Annotated in this window: 24 protein-coding genes and 1 pseudogene; 7 read left to right on the top strand and 18 right to left on the bottom strand. The window is 34.8% G+C overall.

Translation table 11 applies throughout. The features are described from left to right. The first annotated feature begins 3 nt into the window (after positions 1 to 3). Both ACM55F_RS15580 and ACM55F_RS15575 read left to right on the top strand, forming a co-directional pair. The gene (locus ACM55F_RS15580) at positions 4 to 255 is read left to right on the top strand and encodes a hypothetical protein (RefSeq protein WP_416854751.1); all 252 of its coding nucleotides are present in this window, start codon (positions 4 to 6) and stop codon (positions 253 to 255) included. Next, positions 245 to 421: a hypothetical protein gene (locus ACM55F_RS15575; protein WP_416854750.1), complete on the top strand. Its 177-nt coding sequence runs from the start codon at positions 245 to 247 to the stop codon at positions 419 to 421. The genes ACM55F_RS15580 and ACM55F_RS15575 overlap by 11 nt, the downstream gene beginning before the upstream one ends. 210 nt (positions 422 to 631) lie before the next feature. Here ACM55F_RS15575 and ACM55F_RS15570 read toward each other — a convergent pair whose 3' ends face one another. The 5 genes and pseudogenes from ACM55F_RS15570 to ACM55F_RS15550 form a co-directional block, all read right to left on the bottom strand. Continuing rightward, entirely contained in the window at positions 632 to 2,104 is a 1,473-nt protein-coding gene (locus tag ACM55F_RS15570) for a formylglycine-generating enzyme family protein (protein WP_416854749.1), read from the bottom strand. A 2-nt stretch (positions 2,105 to 2,106) separates the two neighbouring features. Next, positions 2,107 to 6,000: a pyruvate formate lyase family protein gene (locus tag ACM55F_RS15565; RefSeq protein WP_416854747.1), complete on the bottom strand. Its 3,894-nt coding sequence runs from the start codon at positions 5,998 to 6,000 to the stop codon at positions 2,107 to 2,109. A 35-nt stretch (positions 6,001 to 6,035) separates the two neighbouring features. Beyond that, positions 6,036 to 6,111 (bottom strand): annotated as a pseudogene (locus ACM55F_RS15560). A 6-nt stretch (positions 6,112 to 6,117) separates the two neighbouring features. Then, positions 6,118 to 7,233 (bottom strand): hypothetical protein, encoded by a 1,116-nt coding sequence (locus ACM55F_RS15555; protein WP_416854746.1) that lies wholly within the window; start codon positions 7,231 to 7,233, stop codon positions 6,118 to 6,120. 686 nt (positions 7,234 to 7,919) lie between these two features. Further along, positions 7,920 to 8,276 carry a DUF6943 family protein gene (locus ACM55F_RS15550; protein ID WP_416854744.1) on the bottom strand — a complete coding sequence of 119 codons (357 nt, stop codon included), beginning with the start codon at positions 8,274 to 8,276 and terminating at the stop codon, positions 7,920 to 7,922. 982 nt (positions 8,277 to 9,258) lie between these two features. Here ACM55F_RS15550 and ACM55F_RS15545 point away from each other — a divergent pair. The 5 genes from ACM55F_RS15545 to ACM55F_RS15525 all read left to right on the top strand — a co-directional run bounded on the left by ACM55F_RS15545 (position 9,259) and on the right by ACM55F_RS15525 (position 12,181). Continuing rightward, positions 9,259 to 9,468, top strand: a complete 210-nt coding sequence (locus tag ACM55F_RS15545; RefSeq protein ID WP_416854743.1) for a hypothetical protein — start codon at positions 9,259 to 9,261, stop codon at positions 9,466 to 9,468. Then, positions 9,447 to 9,755: a T9SS type A sorting domain-containing protein gene (locus tag ACM55F_RS15540; RefSeq protein ID WP_416854809.1), complete on the top strand. Its 309-nt coding sequence runs from the start codon at positions 9,447 to 9,449 to the stop codon at positions 9,753 to 9,755. Before ACM55F_RS15545 ends, ACM55F_RS15540 begins: the two co-directional genes overlap by 22 nt. Positions 9,756 to 9,875: 120 nt before the next feature. Beyond that, positions 9,876 to 11,177: an acetyl-CoA C-acetyltransferase gene (locus tag ACM55F_RS15535; protein WP_416854742.1), complete on the top strand. Its 1,302-nt coding sequence runs from the start codon at positions 9,876 to 9,878 to the stop codon at positions 11,175 to 11,177. A gap of 104 nt (positions 11,178 to 11,281) precedes the next feature. Beyond that, positions 11,282 to 11,413, top strand: a complete 132-nt coding sequence (locus tag ACM55F_RS15530) for a hypothetical protein (RefSeq protein ID WP_416854741.1) — start codon at positions 11,282 to 11,284, stop codon at positions 11,411 to 11,413. Between the two features lie 189 nt (positions 11,414 to 11,602). Beyond that, positions 11,603 to 12,181, top strand: coding sequence for a Crp/Fnr family transcriptional regulator (locus tag ACM55F_RS15525; RefSeq protein WP_416854740.1), 579 nt, complete (start codon positions 11,603 to 11,605; stop codon positions 12,179 to 12,181). Positions 12,182 to 12,305: 124 nt separating this feature from the next. Here the strand turns inward: ACM55F_RS15525 and ACM55F_RS15520 are convergent, their stop codons facing one another. From ACM55F_RS15520 to ACM55F_RS15460, 13 genes are all read right to left on the bottom strand, one after another. Beyond that, complete coding sequence (locus ACM55F_RS15520; protein ID WP_416854738.1) at positions 12,306 to 13,670, bottom strand: alginate export family protein; 1,365 nt, start codon at positions 13,668 to 13,670, stop codon at positions 12,306 to 12,308. Positions 13,671 to 13,697: 27 nt separating this feature from the next. After that, a complete protein-coding gene (locus tag ACM55F_RS15515; protein WP_416854737.1) occupies positions 13,698 to 14,129 on the bottom strand; it encodes a DoxX family protein in 432 nt (143 codons plus the stop codon). 5 nt (positions 14,130 to 14,134) lie between these two features. Beyond that, positions 14,135 to 15,922 carry an amidohydrolase gene (locus ACM55F_RS15510; RefSeq protein WP_416854736.1) on the bottom strand — a complete coding sequence of 596 codons (1,788 nt, stop codon included), beginning with the start codon at positions 15,920 to 15,922 and terminating at the stop codon, positions 14,135 to 14,137. A gap of 51 nt (positions 15,923 to 15,973) precedes the next feature. Beyond that, positions 15,974 to 16,663, bottom strand: a complete 690-nt coding sequence (locus tag ACM55F_RS15505) for a hydrolase (RefSeq protein WP_416854735.1) — start codon at positions 16,661 to 16,663, stop codon at positions 15,974 to 15,976. Between the two features lie 27 nt (positions 16,664 to 16,690). Next, positions 16,691 to 17,221, bottom strand: a complete 531-nt coding sequence (locus ACM55F_RS15500; RefSeq protein ID WP_416854734.1) for a YceI family protein — start codon at positions 17,219 to 17,221, stop codon at positions 16,691 to 16,693. 32 nt (positions 17,222 to 17,253) lie between these two features. Next, the gene (locus ACM55F_RS15495) at positions 17,254 to 17,973 is read right to left on the bottom strand and encodes a pirin family protein (RefSeq protein WP_416854808.1); all 720 of its coding nucleotides are present in this window, start codon (positions 17,971 to 17,973) and stop codon (positions 17,254 to 17,256) included. A gap of 373 nt (positions 17,974 to 18,346) precedes the next feature. Further along, a complete protein-coding gene (locus tag ACM55F_RS15490; protein ID WP_416854733.1) occupies positions 18,347 to 19,219 on the bottom strand; it encodes an alpha/beta hydrolase in 873 nt (290 codons plus the stop codon). Next, positions 19,216 to 19,380, bottom strand: coding sequence for a hypothetical protein (locus tag ACM55F_RS15485; protein WP_416854732.1), 165 nt, complete (start codon positions 19,378 to 19,380; stop codon positions 19,216 to 19,218). Before ACM55F_RS15485 ends, ACM55F_RS15490 begins: the two co-directional genes overlap by 4 nt. Before the next feature lie 76 nt (positions 19,381 to 19,456). Further along, the gene (locus ACM55F_RS15480) at positions 19,457 to 20,035 is read right to left on the bottom strand and encodes a Crp/Fnr family transcriptional regulator (RefSeq protein WP_416854731.1); all 579 of its coding nucleotides are present in this window, start codon (positions 20,033 to 20,035) and stop codon (positions 19,457 to 19,459) included. Between the two features lie 39 nt (positions 20,036 to 20,074). After that, a complete protein-coding gene (locus tag ACM55F_RS15475; RefSeq protein WP_416854730.1) occupies positions 20,075 to 20,488 on the bottom strand; it encodes an OsmC family peroxiredoxin in 414 nt (137 codons plus the stop codon). A gap of 94 nt (positions 20,489 to 20,582) precedes the next feature. Next, complete coding sequence (locus ACM55F_RS15470) at positions 20,583 to 21,434, bottom strand: alpha/beta fold hydrolase (protein ID WP_416854728.1); 852 nt, start codon at positions 21,432 to 21,434, stop codon at positions 20,583 to 20,585. A 16-nt stretch (positions 21,435 to 21,450) separates the two neighbouring features. Further along, positions 21,451 to 22,356: an alpha/beta fold hydrolase gene (locus ACM55F_RS15465; RefSeq protein ID WP_416854727.1), complete on the bottom strand. Its 906-nt coding sequence runs from the start codon at positions 22,354 to 22,356 to the stop codon at positions 21,451 to 21,453. A gap of 25 nt (positions 22,357 to 22,381) precedes the next feature. Continuing rightward, entirely contained in the window at positions 22,382 to 22,912 is a 531-nt protein-coding gene (locus tag ACM55F_RS15460) for a hypothetical protein (RefSeq protein ID WP_416854726.1), read from the bottom strand.

Raw genomic sequence — 22,912 nt, 5'->3', positions numbered from 1 at the left:
ATTATGAATTTAGTTAAAAGAGCAAAATCGCCAACCCCAAAGTTTTTTAGGATTTTGCGAAGTATTGGATTGGCTTTATTGGCCATTAGCGGAAGTGTCATTGCAGCTCCAGTAGTTTTACCTGTGACAGTTGTTACAGTAGCGGGATATTTGGCAGTAGCGGGTGGGGTTATTTCGGCAGTAAGTCAAATGACTTTGGATAATACGGTCAAAAAAGAACAAATAATTGAAAATCGAGCGCGGGATGGAGAATAATATTTCCCTCCGAATTGGAACAGTATCCGGAACTTTGTTGAGTGTCGTGCCTAACATCCTTTCTGAAGATACTGTAAAAACGATTATCTTAGCGGTAGTGGGAGCGATTGTAAGTTTTGCAGTTTCGCTCCTTTTAAAATGGTTGACAAAATCAAAAAATAAATAATTCGGATTTGGCTTGGTAACCTTTTTTCAAATTTTTATGAAAGCCTAGTTGAGAGACTAGGCTGTTTTTGTTGTAACGGTTTGCAGATTTATAGTAGAGGGGTTTAGGCAGCACAAATCACTATAGTATTAATAAAAAACAGCATATTTTTTAATCCTTTCACAACCTCAGGGTTATTTCTAAACATGCTAATCTTATTAACCTTTTGTACTAGTAATATAATAATTTAAATAAGATATACTCATCTAATACTAATTTCATTTCTCGTTCGGTTATATTATACGGTGTTTCATACACCTTACCTTTTAAAATATATTCTCCATTTTGTTTAACTAAATTCATATTCATAGCCATGTTGCCACTAAAAACGTCTATAGGGGAAATTCCAATTGGGCCATATTTATAATCGGGCATCGCCACATATAATAAGTATGAATATTGATAACTTTCCCCCCCCAGACCACTAATTATACAATAATAGTTATTTGATTTATCTATACGTTGAATTTGATTTATCCAAACGCTTCCATTTTTATTTTGAGTAAATTCTGTATTGTTTTCAAAATGAACTGAAGTCAAAACTTTTTTTAATTCAGAATATAAATAATCTTGACATGTCTCATTTGTTCCTTTCCTAAATCTCTTTATTCTAAAGCCAATATTTATTGCTGACAAATAATTTAAGCTGGCGAAGTCAATTCTGTTTTTGTCAACAGGTATTTTTCTTCGCTTTGTTGTTCTAACATAAGCTAATTCCCAGTCAAACCCTCCTCCTCTAATTACCTTTTCTTTTAGCCTTTTATTAAGCTGTACATTTCGATCTAAATCTCTTTCGCTTTTATAAATTTCACCAAATAATTTCCCTTCCAAATTGCACGGATTAACTTGTGGTTCTAATGAATAGCTTGAATAATAATCATTGACCCATTCCCAAACATTTCCTGAAATATCAAACAAACCAAATTCATTTGGCTGATAAGATTTAACCTTTGATATTAAAATGGAATTATCATTATAATCTGAAAGCACAGGATATTTCCAAGATGGGAATTTAGTGATGAATGAATTATCTGCAATGTTTTCAAGGTTATTTTTAGTAGGTTTTTCATTACCCCAAGAGTATGTGTACTTACCTCCTGAACTTGCTGCATACTCCCATTCAGCCTCAGATGGTAAATCATAATCGTAGATTGAATCTATTTGTGAAAGCCAATAACAAAATGCCTTTGCATCTTTCCAGCTTACATGAGTAATAGGATCATTTATTAAAAATTTGTAACCTGGATTTTTCCAGTTCAGTGAGGAATCTACTTTCCAAATTCCGTCTTGCTCATTATAGAGACCTAAGGAACCAAAGTTGTTTAGTTCAGCTGAAGTTTTATAATTTGTCTCTTTTACAAATAATTCAAATTGAGCGAATGTAACCTCAGATGACAGTAGCTCAAAGTTGCTAGTTATTTTTACTCTATGCATTGGTGATTCATCACGATACCATTTTTCATTATTTTCATCTGACTCGTAAAGATGGTATTGGCTGCCCATATTAAAGGTTCCACTTGGTATAGTTACAAACTCCAAATTAATCATAGATAAAATTTTTTTTTGGGTGTTGTTTTGGCTGTGACAAAAGGAAAATAAGAATAAGGAAAATAAGAATGTTATGACATTTTTATTTGTTTTCATATTTAAAATGTAGCTCTTAATAAATGGTCTCTTTGCTGTGGTCGAGGTAAACATATAAAACCTGAATTCCAGCCGCCAACCCTACAGAATCTGTCTGCGTATTTTTTTAACTCCTCTACACTATTGGGATTGTTTCGAACTCTATCAGTAAGTCTTAGCATTGCTAAAACATCGTTTGTGGAAAGCACACTAACGGTTAGCATACTACCTCCATTGCTTGTCCAATTTTCAATTAACTCTCTAAAATACCCACTAGGCTGATATATTCCATCAATACGAATGTCCGTAACAACTGCACAACCAAATCTCTCCAACTGTAATTTACTTAAGGTTTTAAATAAGCCAATTAGTCCGTTTGTTGCTGTACCTGCCATTGGGGAGCAGTTTGGAACAACCGATTCATTAGCCGCCCTACCATCACTAGAGGCATTCACACCTTTACCCATTGAAGAATATTGTCCAAAAGTTCCTGAGCCTGAAGTAAAGAATAACTCAAAATCAGGTCTTAGAGTTTCCTTTAATGAAGTTGCTGGATAGTTGGTCATCATTCTTAACTTGCTTCCTTCTTTATTTTTACTTTCAGATAGGAAGGCTTTTTTCGCAAGAGATTCAGCTTGTTTGCAAGCCCAATACCAATTATCCATCAAGTCCTTTGCAATATCATCAACGTAATTATTGTCATTTCCGAATTTAACATTGCTTTCAAGGAATGTCCGTCTCATCTGAAAATATTTATCTTTTAGTTGCTCGTCTCCCAAATCTTGTTGTTCATATTCATTTCTTACAATAGACAATCCCCAATTGGAACGAAGTGCATCAGCGACTTCTTTTAAAGTCCATCTTTTTTCTTCAAAAACGTATTTCTTAATATTTGCTAAAGCATTGGCTGTATTTGGTACTGCAAAAGCAAGATTTGCAATAATGTTATAATCAGCACCTCCCATGCTTTGATCTGTACCTCTCTCTAAACAACCATCCAGAAGTATAGACATAAATGGTGTTGGAGTAACAGAGGATGGAAATTGAAAAAAGGAACATGTACCTAATGCTATTTTATCAGCAAAAAACCTCATATGTATTTTGACTTCATCCATAAGGTCTTGAAAGGATTTGTAAGCATTTGGAGTAGGACTTTTCCAACTTTGCTTTTGTCCTACAAGGAATTGAGGGTCGCTTGAAAATAAAGTGCCCTCATTCAATGCACATTCTAAAACACGAAGCATGTTTACCATTCCAAAAATAAAGGAATTCTTACCATGTAGCATTGGCTCCCAACACCCTGCCAAGGCAAAGTCTCTAGCTTCTTTAATTGGAATTCCTGCATCTAAGAGACCCTTAATTATATTGGTTTCGTTATAAAGAATAGGATGACCGTTACCTGCTTGACGAATAGTAATATCAACTGCATCTAATAAATCTTTTGGTGAATCTTTACTGACTCGTATATTTATTGTTGGGGTTGCCAATCCAATACCTCCCAATGCTTTTAGAAATAGGAACGTGGTTTTATTTGTTCCATCTGAACCATCAGGTTTAACACCACCTAAAACAATATTTTGTATAAAATTATTACAGCTTGCAATTTGGTCTAAATAAATCGCTTGCGTACCTATTCCAGTCCCAAATGTTAAATTGTCTTGTTCTTTTAATGTTGTGGGATTTAGGTTTAATCTCTGAGCACATTTAATTAGAAAACATTCTAACAATTCAGTTGCGTATTCTTCTGAAATGTTTTTTTTATTTAAGTCATTTTGTAAGTAATCATTTAGAACTTGGTCTAATCGGCCTAACGAATTGAATACACAAAAAGCAGTCTCTGCTAAATGAATAAACCAAATCGATTGCAAGGCCTCTTGAAAGGTATCAGAGGGGTTGGCAGGTACTTTTCTGCATATATTTGCAATATTTAATAACTCTTTTTTTCTTAACTCATCTGATTCTTTTTCGGAATCCTGAATTGCTAAATCAGCAAATGCATTTGCATAATCAATTACAGCTTTGCATGCAATAATAACTGCTTTATAAAAATCAGCTTGCTCATCATTTATTTTTTTTGATTGTAGCTTTTCTTCTGAAAATTTAATAACAGAATTTAATCCACCCTTTAGAATTCTACTAAAATTAGGAACAGTATGGGCAAAAACAGAACCTTCATCCCTGTTACTCAAAGAAGATGCTCTTGCTTCTTCATTAGTTAGATAGCCAGGAAATGTTTTACCTAAGCCAACAGAACCCATTGACATTGTACCAACAATTAGTTCTCCCTTAATTATTTCATAAGTATGTGTGCGATAGGAGTTCTGCTTATTTGTCATTGCCTCAAGCATTGTCTTTGAAGCAACTGCCTGTCGAACTATTACTGATTGGTCCTTTAATTCTGGATTCGCCAATAAAATATTCGGTAGCATTTCTTTGGTAAACCATTCATCTTTTCTATTTGAAAAAGCACGTTCAATTAATTGCTCCCTCAAAAAAGCGGTCCTATTTGTTGAAGGCTTACCATCCCTAAACTGCGCTAAGCTGTTTGCAGTAGACAAAGATTTTAGAAAAGTGATTGAAGGAGCAAATAAATACTCTCCTCCTTTAAGTGTAACAAATGACTCCAGATTAACAATAGTAGATTGATTGCCATTAGAGAACTTATAAGTAGAGTCTCCCTCATCTCTTACACCAAGCAAAGAATCTACACCAGCATGTGGCTTAAAGTAGTCCTTGTTATTTATGTTAGACGAAATTAGTCTTTCAAACTGGTCTGAAATGCTACTTTGAAAAGCCATAAACAATGTACCAATCCCTTTTTCTGGATATTCATCAATTGTTGACATTGCTTTAAGATTGGGTAAATTATCAGTTGAATTACCTACATATGTAAATCCTCTTCTTGAAATTCTCTTATATCTTTCATCTCCAAATCCAACTCCAGTTCGCATACTTTCTCCTCTATCGTTTGCTTTCCTTATGTGTGCATGAAAAGGGCATTTTGACCCTGTTGAATCGTTTGAAAAATCCCAGTCGTTGTTTAAAACAACATCATCAGTAATTGTAGGATTTTCAGATTCTACTAATGGACTACCATTTCTAAATCTACCAATAATTGAAGCTCCAACTTTTTCAATGTTGTCATTTAGTCCAATTTTATTTGCAATCTCTTGCTCTGCTTTGCGAAACATTTTTACGTTCTGTTCTAATTTGCGAAGAACTACATATGATCCATAAACAGTAGGTGCACCAGGGTCTTGGATTAATGCTATTTCTTTTGTAGCTCTTAAATCAAATTTACGATTGCTTGAATTAGAGTATTTATCAATGTCTTCTTCAAGGAAAAGTGGATTACTTATTCCATCTCTAAATCCAAATGGTTCACAAGAAAATTCATTTTCGTCTCTAACAGTTGCACCAAATTCAGTTCCTAATATCACTCCAATTGTTTTAAAACTACTTTCAATTTCCGTTTGAATTTTCTTAAGAATATCTTTGTTATCGTGAGCAAGTAATATTACAGCGTCAATAGTTTCTTGATATTGATTTTCCCAATTTGAAACAGGATTGTCTTTTAACTTTTGACCAGCGATTTTCATTCCTTGTAAAAAGGAAGGGTCATTAGGCATTTGGTCTTCAACAAATCCTAAATTCTTGTAACCAGATGCCGAAAGAAAAAAGGATGTGAATAATTCTGATTCACGTTTAGCACGAAACTTCAATGTATCTTCTAATTGCCTCTTAAATGATGTGACTTCTAATTTACTTATCCAATTGAGTAAATTATCCTTGTCAACGATATTTGCGAAGGATAAGTAGATTAGAACATGATAATCTCTTCCATGAGGTTTTAAAATGTTCCCTTGAATGCTATTGAACCAAGGTTCATTGTTTTTTAGTCCTGAAAATGTTGACATATCTTTTGATTTTTTAATTATTTAAATTGAATTTGTGACACCTATAGGGGTCGAACCTATATCCCCAATTAGTGTGGCTAATTGTTGCTCTCCCAGTTGAGCTAAGATGTCCCTTAGTTATTTCCAGTTTTCAAATTTTAATTTCCATCGATTGTTATCATAGTAAATACTTCGTTCAAGAATACTTTCTTTGCTTCTGTAAACAAAGTCTGCATATAAAGTATTATTGAGTCTTAACAAGTTGCTTTTATCATAGTCTAAGCCTTTGATATTCTGTAGTAATGAATCTGCAAATGCCATTGAACCAAGATATTCGGGATAAAATGACCTAATATGATCCCCTCTAGTAGCGTCCCGATTAATATTTCTGTACATTACAAGAGCGAGTTTGCTTTTTCCTAAATCCACTTGTTTTTTGTCATTGCTTGAAAACATTCCTTTTTTACTTTCGAAATAAGCTATCGTACCCATAGCTAAATCACATTCAGGACTATTACCTACAAAAAAACCCCCTTTGGGTTTAAATAATTGTGCGATTAAGTCTCCATTTAAATCACGATGTTCCCAAGTCATTTGCAGAGTAACTACATTTACATTATCAGGACCTTGATTATTATCAAGTCCATAATTGTAACCTGAAAAATTAACTCTCCCTGTTTTTTCATCCAGTAGGAACTTTATCCAGTTGTGGTAACCGTCTATTTCACCCAATGTGTTATTGCCACCGGTTGTCGGTGAATATTTTCCTTCACCAACAAATACATGTTCAAATCCACTGCAAAAATCTGTCTGTCTTCCATTGAACCAGTTTGTATAGAATTTAAACCAAATGTCAAACATCTGATCATTGAAGTTTTCCTGTATTCGTTCATTTAATGAATTTTCAATATAGTCTATAGCTAGTTGAAAAACTTTAGTACTTTTTATAGTTTCAATGAACTGATATATTTCGTCTAATTCTTGAGTTGTATAATCTTCTACATCTCTGTAATTTATTATATAGTTATTCAAAAGATTTATAAATTTGGAATTAATTTCAGTCTCTAATTTGGCTAAATTGACAAAACTAAAGAGTGGGTTTTTCGCCAAGTCTGTGTCACGCCTGCCATCCGCCTTTATTTGTTCATCAATTAAAAGGTCAGCATTTGGATTTTCGTACTCACCACTGTTTAGCTTCTTGGAAACTGAGAATTTGTTTTCATCATTGTCCCATAGTGTTTGATATATATTCATTTTTATAAATTTGTTTAGTTATTGAATTTGTTTATTGAATTTTAAGAGCAAATGTAAGTTCGTTTAGTTTTTTGGTTTTGTAGTGATTTTTTTATTTAAGATTAGGAATGAGTTGGTGATGATTAAAAGTGTTTTGGTGATTACATTTTTTGACATTGTTTTCGGGTGTGTTTGTGTGATGGTAAGCAAAGACAAATGTTACAATGTGCTATGAAAATATAATTTGTAAACAAAAATTTGTGTTGGACAAAAATAAAACTTCATTGCTTTGACTATTTGAATCGTTTCTCTGTGCGTTTGTTATGTTATTTAAAAAAGTTTATTTCATCTCAGTCAGTATCATGTTAATTTTGATTTTAGAATATGGAATTATAATTATTGAATGTTAAAAACTAATTCCGACTGTAATTACTCTACTTTTTTATTTTTAGAGTGGTATAAAATTGTTATTAATAGTTATTTTCTTAACAAGTTTACGAAATTATTTTGAATAAATATTTTTTACGATATTTTATTTACTTGTAGTACAGGTTTTTAAGTTAATTTTAAAAGAAATAGTTGATTTTATATATTTTTTATAAATAAATTAAAAATTCGATACCGCAAGGATCTTTCTTATTTTAGTTCTTGTAATATCGTCTCAAAATCACACTTGTCATTTCGTTGATAAGGACAATATTTTGATGTTATTGATCTTCTTTTTGTTCCAACAACCTCAATACCTGAACTTGTTTTTTATGTAACTCGTGTTCCTGCATCGTTTCATCTACTTTAGCCGAAAAGTCTTTTTTGAAATCATGGATACGCAAAAATGGAATTACAGAACCGCAAAGAGATTGGTGCCAAAAGTTTGACTTCCATAGGCTATACGCTAACCAGTATACTGTTTCGGCATGTTCTTCATTTGGAAATTGAATTACAAAGCTGTTCGTAAATGGCTCTTTTTGGGGTTTACCGTTATTCATTCCTTTATTGAGAATAAAGATTCTGTTTCCTTTGTAAACTGTGTCTTTTTGATGGGTTTTGATAATAAAATTTAGCATAGCTTCGGAATTTAAAAGTTAAGTTTTCTTCTGTTTTTCTGTTTTTTATGAATGCTGAATTTGTCGAAACCGCGTTACCTAAAATTTTTCAAAAAGAAAAAAAGAAAGTCATCTCACCAGTGGAGGTTTTTAAAAAATCGAGTTTTTTAGAAAAAATACTACCCGAACCGATTAATGTTGTTGATTGCACATTTTAGATTGAGGGTGGAGATTTTTTCTAAAACCCGGAGGGCTTGAACTTGTATTTTTATAAAACCGGAACTTACCTTTACTTTCTTTTTTTATTTTTTTTCGAAGACTGATGTTGTTGTTTAGCTTTTTTCGGGAGGGTTCTTATGAAAACGGCAATCAAACACCCCCAAGCACCGCAGAAAATAATAATTGTAGCGATAGCGGAAATTATTATTTTTCGAGGAGCGCAGTGGCGGGGTTGCGGCAATCGAACAGCCACCGCAGGACGGGAACGGAGCGTAGTTTACGGAGTGGAGAGAAGTACTGCGAGCGTGAAACGGCGGGGAAAATATAAAAAATAGCCTTGGCGTTCCTTGATTTAGGGCAAAGTGCTAACGGAGCCAACCCCGATGGCTGTGCGAAGGAGCAACCGCTGAAAAAATAAAGGGCGACAGACATAATACGGCTGGAATGCAGTGGAGTGTAGCCTGCGGAGCGAAACGAAATGAAGCGGTATTGTGGATGTAGTAGCCCTGCCGAACGTAGGGTAGAGAACGTGTGAAGATGAGGAACGAAGCGGCGCAATAAAAATAGCTGCTTATTTTCGAGCTGCTATTTTTATTGTGCTGCGTAGTGTCTGCGGAATGGAGGAAGGAGGCTTTTTCTGCCGACGACCGACTGGAGCTGCCGAACGAAACAAAGAGAACGACCGAAGAGTGACCGCTTGATTGCCAGTGATTTTGAACGGGAATGTGTTTTGAAAACTTTATTTCGAGACTTTTTTGTACATTTCCAATTCAAATAAAAATTTATGAATAAAACCAAGAGCTTTAACTTGCCGAATGATTTTTATAAAAATATAAGACCTGAATACTTCTCAGATTCTGAAATAACATATAAAATTGAATTGCCTAGAGAATTATTAGCCTACGAAATTGAAACAATTTCAACGAATTGGAAACAAGACCAATTTGAAGTTTTAGCTAGAAAATTAGCTGAATTTTACATGCTCCCAATTTAATACCTCAAGTTGGACCAACAGGGGGAGGTGATGGAAAAACAGATAGCGAGACTCATCCTGTTTCTGAAAGTATTTCTGAAAGATGGTTTACAGACATTGTAAAGGTGACATTACCGAGTGAAAATTTTAGTATCAAAAGTATTGAGGTTTATTCTATTACAGGACATAAAGTTTTAGAAATAAAATCTACAAGATTCGATGCTTCAAATTTAAGCAGTGGCATTTATATAGTGAAAGTAGCAACAACAGATGGTAAATCGAAAAGTCAAAAACTAATAAAAAAATAGCAGCTATTGGGTTTATATAATTAATGCACTAAAGCGCATATCAATTATTGGTATGCTCTTTTTAGTAATGTCTTTTGAATTAAATAAAAAATCAAAACCTAAATCTTATTTAGTAACTTTATGGGTGTAATACATCAAGATATGTTAGTAGAGAACCAAGTGAATAGAGTTGCCATAATTGGGTATAATAGAATCCCTTTTGCGCGTCAGAATACGAATTACGCAGAAGCCGGTAATACACAAATGATGACAGCAGCTTTATCCGGATTGATAAAAAGATATCATCTGGAAGGAAAACTTTTAGGAGAAGTTGCAGGAGGGGCAGTTATAAAGCATAGTTGGGAGGTTAATTTAATGCGGGAGTGTGTACTCAAAACATCTTTAGACCCCAAAACTCCGGCATGTGATATACAGCAAGCATGTGATACTAGCATTGAAGCAGCGGTCTATATAGCAAATAAAATAGCCTTGGGGCAGATTGAAGTAGGAATCGCAGGTGGGGTTGATAGTACAAGCAATGTTCCACTGGTTTTAGGAGAAAAACTAAGAACTATTTTATTATCGATCAGAAGAAGTAAAACTTTTGGTGAAAGAGTAAAGCATATACTTAAGATTAGGCCTAAAGATTTAGTTCCTGTCGGTCCGATGAACAAAGAATTGCAAACGGGCTTGTCAATGGGGGAACATACAGAGCATACGGCGAAATATTACAACATACCACGTGATGAGCAGGATAAGTTTGCGTTAGAAAGTCATCTGAAAATGGTTAAAGCGTACGATGAAGGATTTTATGATGACCTGCTTTCACCTTATTTAGGACTAGAAAAAGACAATAACCTCAGAGCAGATTCCAGTCTGGAAAAACTATCCAAATTAAAACCGGCTTTTAATAAGGAAAATGGGTCGTTAACTGCAGGAAATTCTTCAGCGCTTACAGATGGTGCTTCATGTATATTACTTGCCAGTGAAAAATGGGCAAAAATGAGCAATTACCCTATTTTAGCTTATATCACTTTTGCCGAATTAGCCGCAATTGAGTACACTCAAAACAAACATAACCTGTTACTTGCTCCAATTTACGCTTCTTCCCGTATGGTAGCGAAAGCGGGTTTAAAGCTACAGGATTTTGATTTTTACGAAATCCATGAAGCTTTTTCGGCTCAGGTATTGGCAACCTTAAAAATTTGGGAAAGCGACGAACTTTCTTTGCAGTTTGGTTTAGCCAAAGGCCTGGGAGCAATAGACAGAACCAAACTTAACGTTAAAGGGAGCAGTCTTGCAGCCGGACATCCTTTTGCAGCTACAGGAACTAGAGTAGTTGCGACCATGGCAAAACTCTTAAATGAGAGAGGATCCGGTAAAGGATTTATATCAGTATGTGCCGCAGGTGGACATGGAATTACCGTAATATTAGAGAAATAGTTTTCTTTACAATTATCTGGATTTTTTACGAATTGGGATTTCTTGTCTTAGGTTAATTTTTTTTGATATTCCACAACTTAATTTTGTTAAGTAAAATGAAGATTATGAAAGAATTACATTTCTTAGTTATAGGCAAAAATGAACCGATTCTGGAAACACTGCTTAATGTTATCCATAAGAAACCGCAATGGAAAGCAGTTAGGGTAGCGGATGAGAATTTGATTTATCCGTTTTAAAGTCGGGTAATTTTGATATTGTCCTTTTAAGTTGCGGTTTGGAAAACCAACTTGAGGATGAGATAAAAAAATTTTGTTTATTACATATGCCTTCCGTTAAAGTAATAGATCATTATGGAGGAGGCAGTGGTTTGTTAAACAGCGAAGTACTTACAGAGTTTCCGGAATTAAACTGTTAATCAATTTTTTATGTTTGAAAATATCGCGAATAACGTTTCTAAATGTATTAGCCTTTCCGACAAGGAGAAGAATTTTTTTTATAGCGTTCTTGAACCCAGAAATGTAGCCAAAAAGACAATTCTATTAAGTGAAGGTGAAATCTGTCAGTTTGAAGCTTATATCAATAAAGGCTGTATCCGGATCTATTATATCGACGAAAACGGATTTGAAGTGAATTTACAATTTTCCGTTGAAGATTGGTGGGTTAGTGATATTGCATCGTTTAGTGAGCATAAGCCTTCAAAATTATATATTGAAACATTAGAGGATTGCGAATTACTTATTTTAACTCCTGAGAAAAAAGAAATCCTTTTAAATGAGTTGCCGAAGTTTGAAAAAGTATTTCGATTGTTGGTACAGCGAAAACTATCGGTAATGCAGGATCGATTAATTAATACCATCGCCAAAACCGCTGAAGAAAAGTATCTTAATTTCACTCATTTATACCCGACAATTTCCCAGCGCGTACCGCAACATTATATTGCTCATTATTTAGGTATTTCACCTGAATTTTTAAGTAAAATTAGAACCCGGTTAGCAAAAAAATAGAAAATAATGTTGTTGATTTGTATGGATTGACTTCCTGTAATTTTCGAAATGCATGTGTCATAAACATTCTATTTAAAGCAATAAAACTTGACGGAAAGACAATTTATATTGAAATGAACTCATTTCAGAATTTTAAACTCAATGTAGATGCTAAAAACAGGATTTCTTTTCCTGAGCTGACTTCTTTTAAATAATCTTTAGGATCAAACCAAGTTGCTTCCGCTTTAAAAAAAAGAAAAGGATTGATTTCGTAAGAAAGTAAGAAACCAAGCTGGTTTCCGATATATTTTTCCGTTGTGCTTTTTCCTGAATACAGCAGTGAAGCATTTGAGTGATATATGCCATCATTTTTACTTGCTCTCCAAAACCGATCATAGTCTATCACAAAATTCAATTGTTCGGTTAGTTCCAATTCAATGGAAGGATGTATGTCGATCAGGTTAGAAGGGCCAATCAAAGCGGCCTGTCCGAAATAAGCCCCTTTTGGAAACAGAGGGTTAAAAGTTTGTATTTTGTCATCATTATACTGCCTGTCTCCGGAAATATATTCCGTTTTAATACCAAAAGTTGGGCGGAATTTCAAATTAATGTTTTTATAGGCTGAATTTATGGAAAATGTCCAGGCATTTATTGTTTTATCACCCACTTTCCCAAATTGATAAACGCTTTCCAAATCATATCGGAATTTATTAATTTTTCCCCAAATTCGTGAACCAACAGAATGCCTGACCTCTTTTCCAGAACCATCATCAAAAACAGCCATTTCTTTTTCTAAACCGAGATAATAAACATCTGCATTTTGAATAAATTGAATATGATTAATTGTAGAATAGGCTCCCCATAATTTTATAGCATCATCAATTTTATCATTAAAATTCCCAGTTTGGTTTTTTACATAATAGCCATACAAAAGGTCCGTTTGGGTATTCTCCGTTTTGAAAATAATTTTTAAAGCATCAAAGGATTGTCTGCTGTTAGGGTTTTCCCTTACTGAAATCAGCCTTTGGGAACCATAAGAAAGTTCTTGTCTTCCGATTCTCAGGGTAAGGTTTTTAAAATTAATGTCAAGAAATAACTGGAGTAGGTCAATAGGGTTTTCCTCAACAGGGTTGGGATCAATTCTGCTTATACTGGTGCTGCTTTGCAATTGGGAAAAGAGCCTGATTTTTTTTGAAAAGTGTAAATCGGTGTGAAATAATATTCGGTTTAAAATAAAGCCATCGTTGTCCTGAACACCGTCACCCCAATTTTCATTTTTATAGTATTGGTATTGCGAACGGAATTCACCACCGAATGATCCGTATAAAGTAGGCTTATCTGCAATTTTAAAATATTTCGTTTTCTGATAAAAATTCCGCGTTGAATCATTTAATATTTCGGAGTAATCTTCATTATATCGTAAAGACTCAAACACTATTTTCTTCTGCGCATGGATAGTAACTTGATGCGCAAAGCAAAAGAGAATAAAATATTGAACTATATTTTTCATCAGGTTTTGAGTACTAAATAAAATGATTTAGCTATCGGAATTTTTATTAAGCCAATAATCTAATGAATATTTTCCGGAGCCCAAAAAGAGAATGAGTAAAAAAGCAATACTGTACATAAATGGGGCATCGGATTCTAAAAGTGAATCGTTCCAATGTACAATGAAATATCCGGATAAGGTAACTGCCAAAACCGGTAGTGTGGCCAATTTTGTTTTCCAACCAATAATGATAAGAATAGGGAAAAAGATATTGGAAGCAACAGCCAGATAATAATTCATATCCTCAGGTAAGTGATAGGGATTGGGAACAGATTCCGTAAAATCTGTTCCAATTCCTATTTTTTTCAATCCATAAACAATTATCAATTGTAGTGAAACAGCTATTCTGAAGAATAAAATCACCCAATCAAAAGGAAGTTCGGCTTCATTGAATGGCTTGATATTTTTAACTGTTTTCATAAGATTTAATTTTTTTGATACCCGCCGTAAAAATTAACAGGACTCCAGGAAGGAATCGCTTTTTGCTGAGGTTTTATCAAAGATTTGAATATAGAATCAGCATATACAATTTCCCCGTTTACAACAGTTAAATTTGATGTGATATTCGGAATGTTTTCATCAGAAACCTTGAAATAATCATCAGAAAGAATGATAAAATCACCTAAATAGTTTTCTTTTATCATTCCTCTGTCATGATGTAGATTCACTAATTTAGCACTACCTTGCGTAAAGAGTTTTAAAGCCGTTTGTCGGTCTAAAAGGTTCTCATCACTCATGTGTTTAATTCCTCCTACCGATTTTCCTGTTGTCAGCCAATGTAGACCTACCCAAGGATTATAAGAGCTAACTCGTGTTCCGTCAGAACCCATTCCAACCGTTAAACCTAACGCAAGCATTTTTTTAATTGAAGGTGTTTTTTCCGCAGCTTTTTTTCCGTAGCGTTTAATAAAACCTTCAGCCTGATAAGCCATACGATGCTGAACGGCAATATTTCCACCTAAAGCTTTAACTCTTTTTAAATTGGTTTCGGATATGGTTTCGGCATGATCAAAAAACCACAGTAAACCGTCTAAAGGTGTTTCTTTGTTTATCTCTTCAATCACATTTAAAAAACGTGTGATACTTTCGTCGTAGGTAGCATGTAAACGGAAAGGCCATCTGTTTTTCACTAAAGTTCCGACGACAGCCTTGAGTTGCCCTTCCATGATTGGATTTAATTCCGGCCTTGGTTGATCAAAATTTTCAAAATCACCCGCGCTTGATACCAGGTTTTCACCACCACCTTGTACATAATATTCTAGATTATGGTTATGATCATCGTCATGTGGGCCGATTTCTACTTCGGTAATCCATTTGGTATAATCAGCCAATTCGCTACCGGGTTTTTGTGCAAAAAGATAGAATGGCAGTCTTACGGTAAGTTCATTGTTTTTAGCCAGTTTATCAGTAATGCCATAATCATCTGGATAATTTTGAAAACCACCACCGGCATCCATAATCGAAGTAATTCCAAGACGATTCAATTCTGTCATGTATAATTTGGTGGAATTGATTTTCTCTTCATTACTAAGTTCCGGAAGTTTGGCAAGTGTTGAATACAAAAGGAAAGCATTTGGTTCGGCTACTAAAAGACCAGTCGGGTTACCATATTCATCTTTTTGTATAAGGCCGCCTTTAGGATTTGGTGTCTCTGCATTTATGTTTAATTTCTGCAGACCAGCCTTATTTAAATAAGCATGTCCATATAAGTGCAAAACAAAAGCAGGGACATTTCCTGTTGCTTTGTTAATTTCTTCAAGTGTAGGGAGTCTTTTTTCTTCAAATTGGTAAGCATTCCAACCTCCAACTACTCTTACCCATTGTCCTTCGGGAGTTCTTTCAGCTTGTTCTTTCAGCATTTGTAAAGCTCTTTTTAAGGAGCGAACGCCATCCCAACGAAGCTCTGAATTGTAAAAGCGACCTCCACGAATCACATGTAAATGACTGTCGAAAATACCAGGAATTATTGTTTTTCCTTTAGCATCAACTTTCTTTACGTTTTTTAATTTCAGTTTTAAGACTTCTTCACTGGATCCTACTTTTACAATTTTCCCATTGGAAACCGCTATTGCTTCAGTGATAGTGTTTTGTGAATCTAAAGTATGGATTTTTGCATTGTACACAATCAGAGAAGTTACCTCTCTTTTCTGAGCAACAACATCCGAACCTAAAATCAGAAACAGGATTGCATAAAAATTAATAAAATTTTTCATTATTATTTAATTTAAAACTAGGAGCCTAAGCCCCTGGTTACTATTAATGAATTAATGTTTTATTACTGCACGGGAGTATTGAACTCCAATACCATATGATCCACCGTATTTAACTACAAGATCAGTAACTGCTTTATAAGTTTCGCCTCTTGCCCAATCACGTTGTAATTCCAATAAATATTGTAATGAGGTGATAGGACGAGCACCAGCCTGAACCATTCGGGTTACTGCCATTTCGTGAGCTTCTTTTGAAACATCCCCACTGGCATCTGTAACCACATAAACAGTGTAACCATCATTAATTGCTGATAATACCGGTCCAACAATACAAACACTTGTCCATAAGCCACCAATTACCAGCGTTTTTTTGCCTTTAGCAACGATGGCTTTGTAGGCATTTGCATCTTCCCAAGTGTTCATCGTTGTACGATCAATATAATTTGAAGTTGCTTTGGGATAAAACTCTTGTATTTCAGGAAAAACAGGACCACTAAATGATTCTTCTGCTACTGTCGTTACAACAGTAGGTACTTTAAAGATTTTTGAGGCACCAGCTAAAAGAGCTGCATTGTTTCTAAGTTGATCAACACTGATGCTTGTTACAGGGAAAGCCATTTGGCTTTCATAATCAATCAATACTAAGGTGTGATTGGTTGGGTTCAATAAACTTGGACTTGGTTTTTGTGCAAATCCGGCTAAGGTTGTTAAGCCTAATACTAATGATAATGCTAATTTTTTCATGATTTTGATACTTAAAATTGTTATAACTTATTGTTTAATTAATTGAATTTCAGAAGTGAGTTTGATTTCTTCACCCACCAATACACCACCTGTTTCCAGGCTGGCATTCCAGGTTAAACCAAAATCTTTTCTGTTTATTTTTCCGTTTAAGGAAAGGCCTGCTTTAGTGTTTCCCCAAGGATCTTTCATTAATCCGCTGTATTCCGCTTCCAATGAAATGTTTTTAGTTACTCCGTGAATGGATAAATCCCCGTTAATCTGAAACAAACCGTCGTTTATTTTTTTGATTTCTGTAGAGTTAAAAGTTAATAATGGATAGTTTTCTGTGTCAAAAAAGTCTGCACTGATTAAATGGTTGTCTCTGTCTGTATTTCCGGTACTTATAGAGTTTACATCGGTATTAAAGCTAATTTTTGAAGTTTCAAACTGATCGTTTTCATTTTCAATGGTTGCTTCAAATACGTTGAATTTACCGGATACATTAGTGAACATCATGTGCTTTACTTTAAAGCCAATTTCTGAATGGGTTGGGTCTATTGCCCAGTTTGAATTTGTCATTTTCTTTTGAATTTTTATATTATTGTATTGATTTATAAAGACATCGGTACTTCCATAAGCAAAATTTCTGTATCCGATGTATTTGCTGTTATTGTGAACTTATCGGTATTCCAGATTCCGAATCCGTCACGGGTTTCTAATTTTTGTTCTTCAATGGTTGCTTCTCCTTTTAAAAGAAAAACATAGACTCCATTTCCGGGTTTATTGATTTTATATTCTGTGGCAATGTCTTTGTCGAAATTTCCCATATTGAACCAGGCATCCTGATGAATCCATACACCTTCATCATCTTGGTTAGGAGAAATAATTTGCTGAAATTTATTTTTTCTGTCTGCCACATTCATTGTAATTTGATCATAGCGAGGTGTAACATTTCGCTGGTTTGGATATACCCAAATTTGAAGGAACTTCACCTGTTGATCACTGTTTTTATTGTATTCGCTGTGGAAAACTCCGGTTCCGGCGCTCATTACCTGAAGGTCACCGCTTTTAATCACTGTTGTATTCCCCATACTGTCTTTGTGTTCTAAATCCCCTTCGAGTGGGATGCTGATAATTTCCATATTATCGTGCGGATGCGTTCCGAACCCCATTCCTGGGTTTACTCTATCATCATTTAGAACCCTTAAAACTCCAAAATGCATTCTCTCAGGGTTGTGATAGTTGGCGAAACTGAATGTATGTTTGCTTTCCAGCCAGCCATGATTAGCGAATCCTCTTGTGTCTGCTTTGTGTAAGATTGTATTTTCCATAACTTTTGATTCTGTGTTAGGCAGGTGATTGAATCCTAAAACCTCTAACTGTTCGATTTCATCAATTTTGTTGTCAATGATATTACCGAAGGCTGCGGTTGCTGCAAAAATTCCGGTTCCGAATAAACCTTTCTTTAAAAAATCTTTTCTGTTCATAATATGCTGTTTTTTTTGATTTACAAGACAAAGTTCTTTCGATTTAGATCCTTGTGCATTGAACTGGTTCAAGAAATAGCAGATAGTTTTTTTATAATGATTTCATATGCAAAGTTCTATTGTAATTAATTGGTATGCATTGAACTGGTTTAAGAAATGCGATTGCTGTCGCAGACAATAAGAGTAGATTTGGGGCGTGGAGTGAGGAGCGTCCTAATTAATATTTGCTCATCCAGTTTAAGATGTAATCTGCATTTTCTTTCCAGGTCGGTAAACCTAATACGTTATGATTACGTCCTTCGAATACTTTGTATTCCGTTACAGCACTCGGGTTTTTGTATTTTTTATAGTTTTTATGATTGATGGCTGGAGGGAAAAAGTGGTCTTTATCTCCAGCTACGATAAGTAACGGGTCGTGGTATTTTTTAAAGTCTACTTTGGCAGCATCTGTTAATCCGCCACGGATTAATTTTACCGATTCAGGAGTAGCATATTTCTCGTAAGTTGCTCTTTGTTCAGCCTCAGGCATCCCATTGGTGAAAGCATATTGCCAATCTTTAAAGGACATCATATAAGTCTTTTTAGATGTTCCGAACAGGGAAAGCGGGCTCCAAATTGATCTAAGAGAAGACCATTTTGTAAGCATAATTCCTTTAGGAGGTGCTGAATGTATGGCGATTCCGGCTGCTGCAATATCTTTTTGAAGCAGTATTTGTGTAATCATACCTCCTAATGAATGCCCGATCAGGATTGGCTTTTCAGGCTGTTGACGTACAATTTTTTCATAGTAAGCAGTTAATTCTTCTAAGGTCAAATTTGCTAACGCAGAATCTGGTTTTCTGTTTCTTAATGTTGTCGGATCTGCATCTTTGTGAGGATAATCAGGAACGATTACTCTGTACCCTTTGCTTTCATAATACGTTTTCCATTCGTCCCAAGAATTGGTGCCTACAAAGGCGCCGGTAATAAATACGATTGTTTTAGTTTTCATTTCAGAATTCGATTTTTGAGTTTGTGCAAACGCACTCAGGTTGAATAATAGTGTAACGAATAGTGCCACTGTTTTTAAAATAATTGAAGTTGTTTTCATTTTGAATTTTTGTTTGATTTAACAGTACAAAGTTCAAAACTTGAAACCGCAATAATTTTAACCTGAGTTAAAATCGAAAGTCTTTTGAAATTTATTTTTAATATTGATTTTAAGTCTTTTAAAAATAAAATCAGGTTCATAAAAATTGCTCTTGTTTCCATTTTGAATTTTGTTTCATTTTAACAGGACAAAGTTCAGAACATGGAACCACAATAATTTTAACCTGAGTTAAAATCGTCATTTGCTAATCATTCGTTTACGGATTCGGCTTAAAGATGGGCCCTGAATGCCCAAATAGGAAGCAATATGATATAAAGGAATGGCATTAAAAATATCAGGATGTTGTTTTATTAAGTCGAGATACCGTTCTTCCGGGCTTCTGAATATGAAACTTTCCATTCGTTCATTACCAATGCTGAAAGCTAATTCGGCTATTACACGTCCAAGATGTTCCCATTGATGGGATTGACTGTATAATTTATTTAATTGTTCAATATGGATATAATAAATGGTAGCATCTGTCATCGCTTGGGTGTAATAATTACAAGGTGTTTGCGAAACAAAACTTTTATAGGCTACAACGAATTGATTGTCAGAATAAAAAAAGATATTTTTTTCTTCCCCGGTCTTATCGTCTAAATAGTAAGTCCGGAAGACGCCATCCATGATAACTCCTAAATATTTGCACACATTTTTATATTCATTGTAAAACTCCCCTTTTCGATATTTTTTTTCTTGCCACATGGAAGTGGAGAGGTTAAAATTATTTTCATCGATATTACCAAATGCTGATAAAATGTTTTCCAGACGTTCCATGTTTTAGATTTTGAATTAAAGTTAAAAATTATTCTTGAACTAGTTTGCTAGATTAGAAGTCACACTTATCGAAGCATTAATTACTTTACTTATAGGACAATTTTCTTTTGCGTCTTTAACACTATCTTCAAAAACCTGATTTGGAATATTGGAAATGATAGCATTAACTTCCAGATGAGATGAGGTAATACTTCCATTTTCTAAGGAAACAATTGCCGTAGTTTCTAGTTTTTCTGCCGTATAACCTGCCTCATTTAATACAAATGCTAATTTCATGGTGAAACAGCCTGCGTGTGAGGCTGCTAATAATTCTTCTGGATTGGTGCCAATGCCATTTTCAAAACGACTTTTAAATGAAAGTTGCGTATTGTTCAGTACATTGCTTTGTGTAGTGATGAGTCCGCTACCCTCCATGCCGGAACCATGCCATACGGCTGTTGCTTTGCGTTTCATGATTTTAAAGTTTAATTGTTATCAATCCAATCTAAAATATAATCTGCCTCTTCCTTCCAGCTGCGTAAGCCTAAGACATAATGGCGATTGATTATTAAGTGTTTTTAATGAAGGTTTCAATGTAACTGGTAATCATTTCCGGATATTGATGATGTGGGCCATGTCCAGCCTGCGGTATAGTGATGAGCTGTGCTGTTGAGAGTTTTTGATTGAGTTCAAACCAATTTTCAGGAGGAAAACATACCTCGTGATGGGCTGAGATAATCAAAATAGGAATTCTGGTTGTCATCATTTTATTTCTTGCACCGTAAGGATCGTTAGCATAGTCTTCATGTGCTTTTCCGTAATATTCCCAAAGTTCTTGTTTTACTTTTGGATCTTTCTCTTTTCTTTGATTGATTCTCTCATGACTTTTTATTGCGGCATTTCGACTGATTTCTGAAGTGGGTTCAAAAAAGAGAATCATTTCATGCTCTAGTGTATAGTCTGGGATGTAAGCAGTTTTAATGAAGATTTCTTCTAAAGGATAATTTACTTTTCCCGGAGGCTTGGTTCCGATAAGGATGGTATGTGAAATTCTTTCCGGAAATTCAGTTGTGGCAACCTGTGCTGCCCAACCACCCAAAGACCATCCGCCTAAAATGAATTTATCGATCTTTAATGTATCAGCTAAATCTATCGCATCTTTCGCAAAGCCCAGAATGGTTTCATGTGGGGAACCTGTAGAGGAAGCAAGTCCTTTGTAATTAAAGGTATATACCGTATGTTTTTTAGCCAAAGCATCTAAAAATGCCGGATCCCAATCATCCAGATTTCCTCTGAACCGATTAAGAAGAATGAAAGGTGGTCCATTCCCAATGGAACGATAAGCAATTTTATAATCTCGAATTTCTGCATATAGTGTTGGAGATTCAACTGCTGTGATTTTTTTCTCTTGAGTATTCATTCTGGTTGATATTAAATTATTTACTGAGTTTAATAAAATCGGTAATGTACTTTGCTGAGAGTTCGGGGTATTGGTGTTGCGGTCCATGCCCGGACTGAAAGAAAGTAATCATTTGGGCGTTTTTGAGTTGTCTGGTAAACGGGTACCAATTTTCCACCGCAAAACTTATATCATGATCCCCACACATAATCAGTATTGGTGTTTTAACGGATTTTAATTGTTCCCGGAAGTTTTGTTTGTCTTCTCTAAACCCTTCACCTCCTTTAAAGTATAAATTGAAAACTTCCATGGTCGAAGGTATTTTCGATACATCAAGACGCTTGGCTATTCTGTCATGTGATGCTTTGGCAGCTGCTACACTGACTTCAGATTTTGGTTCAAAAAAGAGTACGATTTCATCATCAAAGTTATTGATTGGTTTGAGTGCGACATCCAGAAAAGCCTGTTCTAATGGAATTTCGTTTTTCCCCGGAGGGCCGGTACCAAGTAAAATAGAATGCGTAACCAAATCAGGGTATAACAGTGTTACCGCCTGAGCTACTAATCCGCCATAAGACCAGCCTAATACTGCAGCTTTTTTAATTTTTAAATAATCGGCTAAATCCTTTACATCTTTGGCAACAAGAGTGATGTCTGTTGGTAATGTCCCTGTGGAAGAACCGATACCGGTATATTCGAATGTAATAACGGTATGTTTCTCCGCTACTTTGTCTAAAAAGAGGGGATCCCAAGTGTCTAAAGTACCCCTGAAACGATTAATTAAAATAATAGGGGTTCCTTTTCCTATGGATCGATAAGCTAATTTTCTTCCTTCAACCTCAGCAAATTTGGTTTTGGCCTCAATTACTTTTTGAGCGTAACTGGTAAGCCCGAAGGTTAAGATTACTATCAGTATAAATACTTTTTGAAGTGTCTTTTTCATGATATTTAAATTTTAATTGATATAATTATTTCCAAATTCCGTTTAAGGCTTTCTTTTCAATATCTTTTGCAAATAGTGGTGTTTCTTCTTCATTATGTGCTTTTAGATTTTGATGCATATTGTTTCTGATAGGTTCTAAATCAGTGATGTTGGCTTTGGTTAATAAATCCAGAAAATCAGCCGTAAGCGAAACCACGACATGATTTGAAAATTCACAGCTTGATTCTGATAAACGATTGACTTTTAGTTCCCATGTAATGCCTAATTTTGTTCTTTCGACAACCGAAAATGAATCGGAAATTGAGTTAACCCGGCAATGATCTTTCAAGCCTATTTCTTCAATATAGTGCTGAATCAGAAGATTATCTGCCACTTCTTCCACATTTATAGACATTCGCTTACCATCTGAATCAAAGGAATTTCCGCATGCTATGTGCACCTTGGAGCAAGCTTGATATTCAGCATCTTTTAAAGTAAAGAGCCATTCGGTTAAATCAATAGTTTCCAAAGGAGCATTGATAAAAGCTGTTGCAGTACTTTCTGTAAAAGTTTCCAT

The organism is Flavobacterium melibiosi (assembly GCF_048158545.1).
Taxonomy (GTDB): domain Bacteria; phylum Bacteroidota; class Bacteroidia; order Flavobacteriales; family Flavobacteriaceae; genus Flavobacterium; species Flavobacterium melibiosi.
The sequence above is the reverse complement of the archived record's forward strand: the minus strand, read 5'-3'. Positions and strand labels throughout refer to the sequence as shown.

Coding starts and splice junctions, on each gene's coding strand:
- ACM55F_RS15580 (WP_416854751.1), top strand. CDS start 4: ATGAATTTAGTTAAAAGAGCAAAATCGCCAACCCCAAAGTTTTTTAGG.
- ACM55F_RS15575 (WP_416854750.1), top strand. CDS start 245: ATGGAGAATAATATTTCCCTCCGAATTGGAACAGTATCCGGAACTTTG.
- ACM55F_RS15570 (WP_416854749.1), bottom strand. CDS start 2,104: ATGAAAACAAATAAAAATGTCATAACATTCTTATTTTCCTTATTCTTA.
- ACM55F_RS15565 (WP_416854747.1), bottom strand. CDS start 6,000: ATGTCAACATTTTCAGGACTAAAAAACAATGAACCTTGGTTCAATAGC.
- ACM55F_RS15555 (WP_416854746.1), bottom strand. CDS start 7,233: ATGAATATATATCAAACACTATGGGACAATGATGAAAACAAATTCTCA.
- ACM55F_RS15550 (WP_416854744.1), bottom strand. CDS start 8,276: ATGCTAAATTTTATTATCAAAACCCATCAAAAAGACACAGTTTACAAA.
- ACM55F_RS15545 (WP_416854743.1), top strand. CDS start 9,259: ATGAATAAAACCAAGAGCTTTAACTTGCCGAATGATTTTTATAAAAAT.
- ACM55F_RS15535 (WP_416854742.1), top strand. CDS start 9,876: ATGGGTGTAATACATCAAGATATGTTAGTAGAGAACCAAGTGAATAGA.
- ACM55F_RS15530 (WP_416854741.1), top strand. CDS start 11,282: ATGAAAGAATTACATTTCTTAGTTATAGGCAAAAATGAACCGATTCTG.
- ACM55F_RS15525 (WP_416854740.1), top strand. CDS start 11,603: ATGTTTGAAAATATCGCGAATAACGTTTCTAAATGTATTAGCCTTTCC.
- ACM55F_RS15520 (WP_416854738.1), bottom strand. CDS start 13,670: ATGAAAAATATAGTTCAATATTTTATTCTCTTTTGCTTTGCGCATCAA.
- ACM55F_RS15515 (WP_416854737.1), bottom strand. CDS start 14,129: ATGAAAACAGTTAAAAATATCAAGCCATTCAATGAAGCCGAACTTCCT.
- ACM55F_RS15510 (WP_416854736.1), bottom strand. CDS start 15,922: ATGAAAAATTTTATTAATTTTTATGCAATCCTGTTTCTGATTTTAGGT.
- ACM55F_RS15505 (WP_416854735.1), bottom strand. CDS start 16,663: ATGAAAAAATTAGCATTATCATTAGTATTAGGCTTAACAACCTTAGCC.
- ACM55F_RS15500 (WP_416854734.1), bottom strand. CDS start 17,221: ATGACAAATTCAAACTGGGCAATAGACCCAACCCATTCAGAAATTGGC.
- ACM55F_RS15495 (WP_416854808.1), bottom strand. CDS start 17,973: ATGGAAAATACAATCTTACACAAAGCAGACACAAGAGGATTCGCTAAT.
- ACM55F_RS15490 (WP_416854733.1), bottom strand. CDS start 19,219: ATGAAAACAACTTCAATTATTTTAAAAACAGTGGCACTATTCGTTACA.
- ACM55F_RS15485 (WP_416854732.1), bottom strand. CDS start 19,380: ATGGAAACAAGAGCAATTTTTATGAACCTGATTTTATTTTTAAAAGAC.
- ACM55F_RS15480 (WP_416854731.1), bottom strand. CDS start 20,035: ATGGAACGTCTGGAAAACATTTTATCAGCATTTGGTAATATCGATGAA.
- ACM55F_RS15475 (WP_416854730.1), bottom strand. CDS start 20,488: ATGAAACGCAAAGCAACAGCCGTATGGCATGGTTCCGGCATGGAGGGT.
- ACM55F_RS15470 (WP_416854728.1), bottom strand. CDS start 21,434: ATGAATACTCAAGAGAAAAAAATCACAGCAGTTGAATCTCCAACACTA.
- ACM55F_RS15465 (WP_416854727.1), bottom strand. CDS start 22,356: ATGAAAAAGACACTTCAAAAAGTATTTATACTGATAGTAATCTTAACC.
- ACM55F_RS15460 (WP_416854726.1), bottom strand. CDS start 22,912: ATGGAAACTTTTACAGAAAGTACTGCAACAGCTTTTATCAATGCTCCT.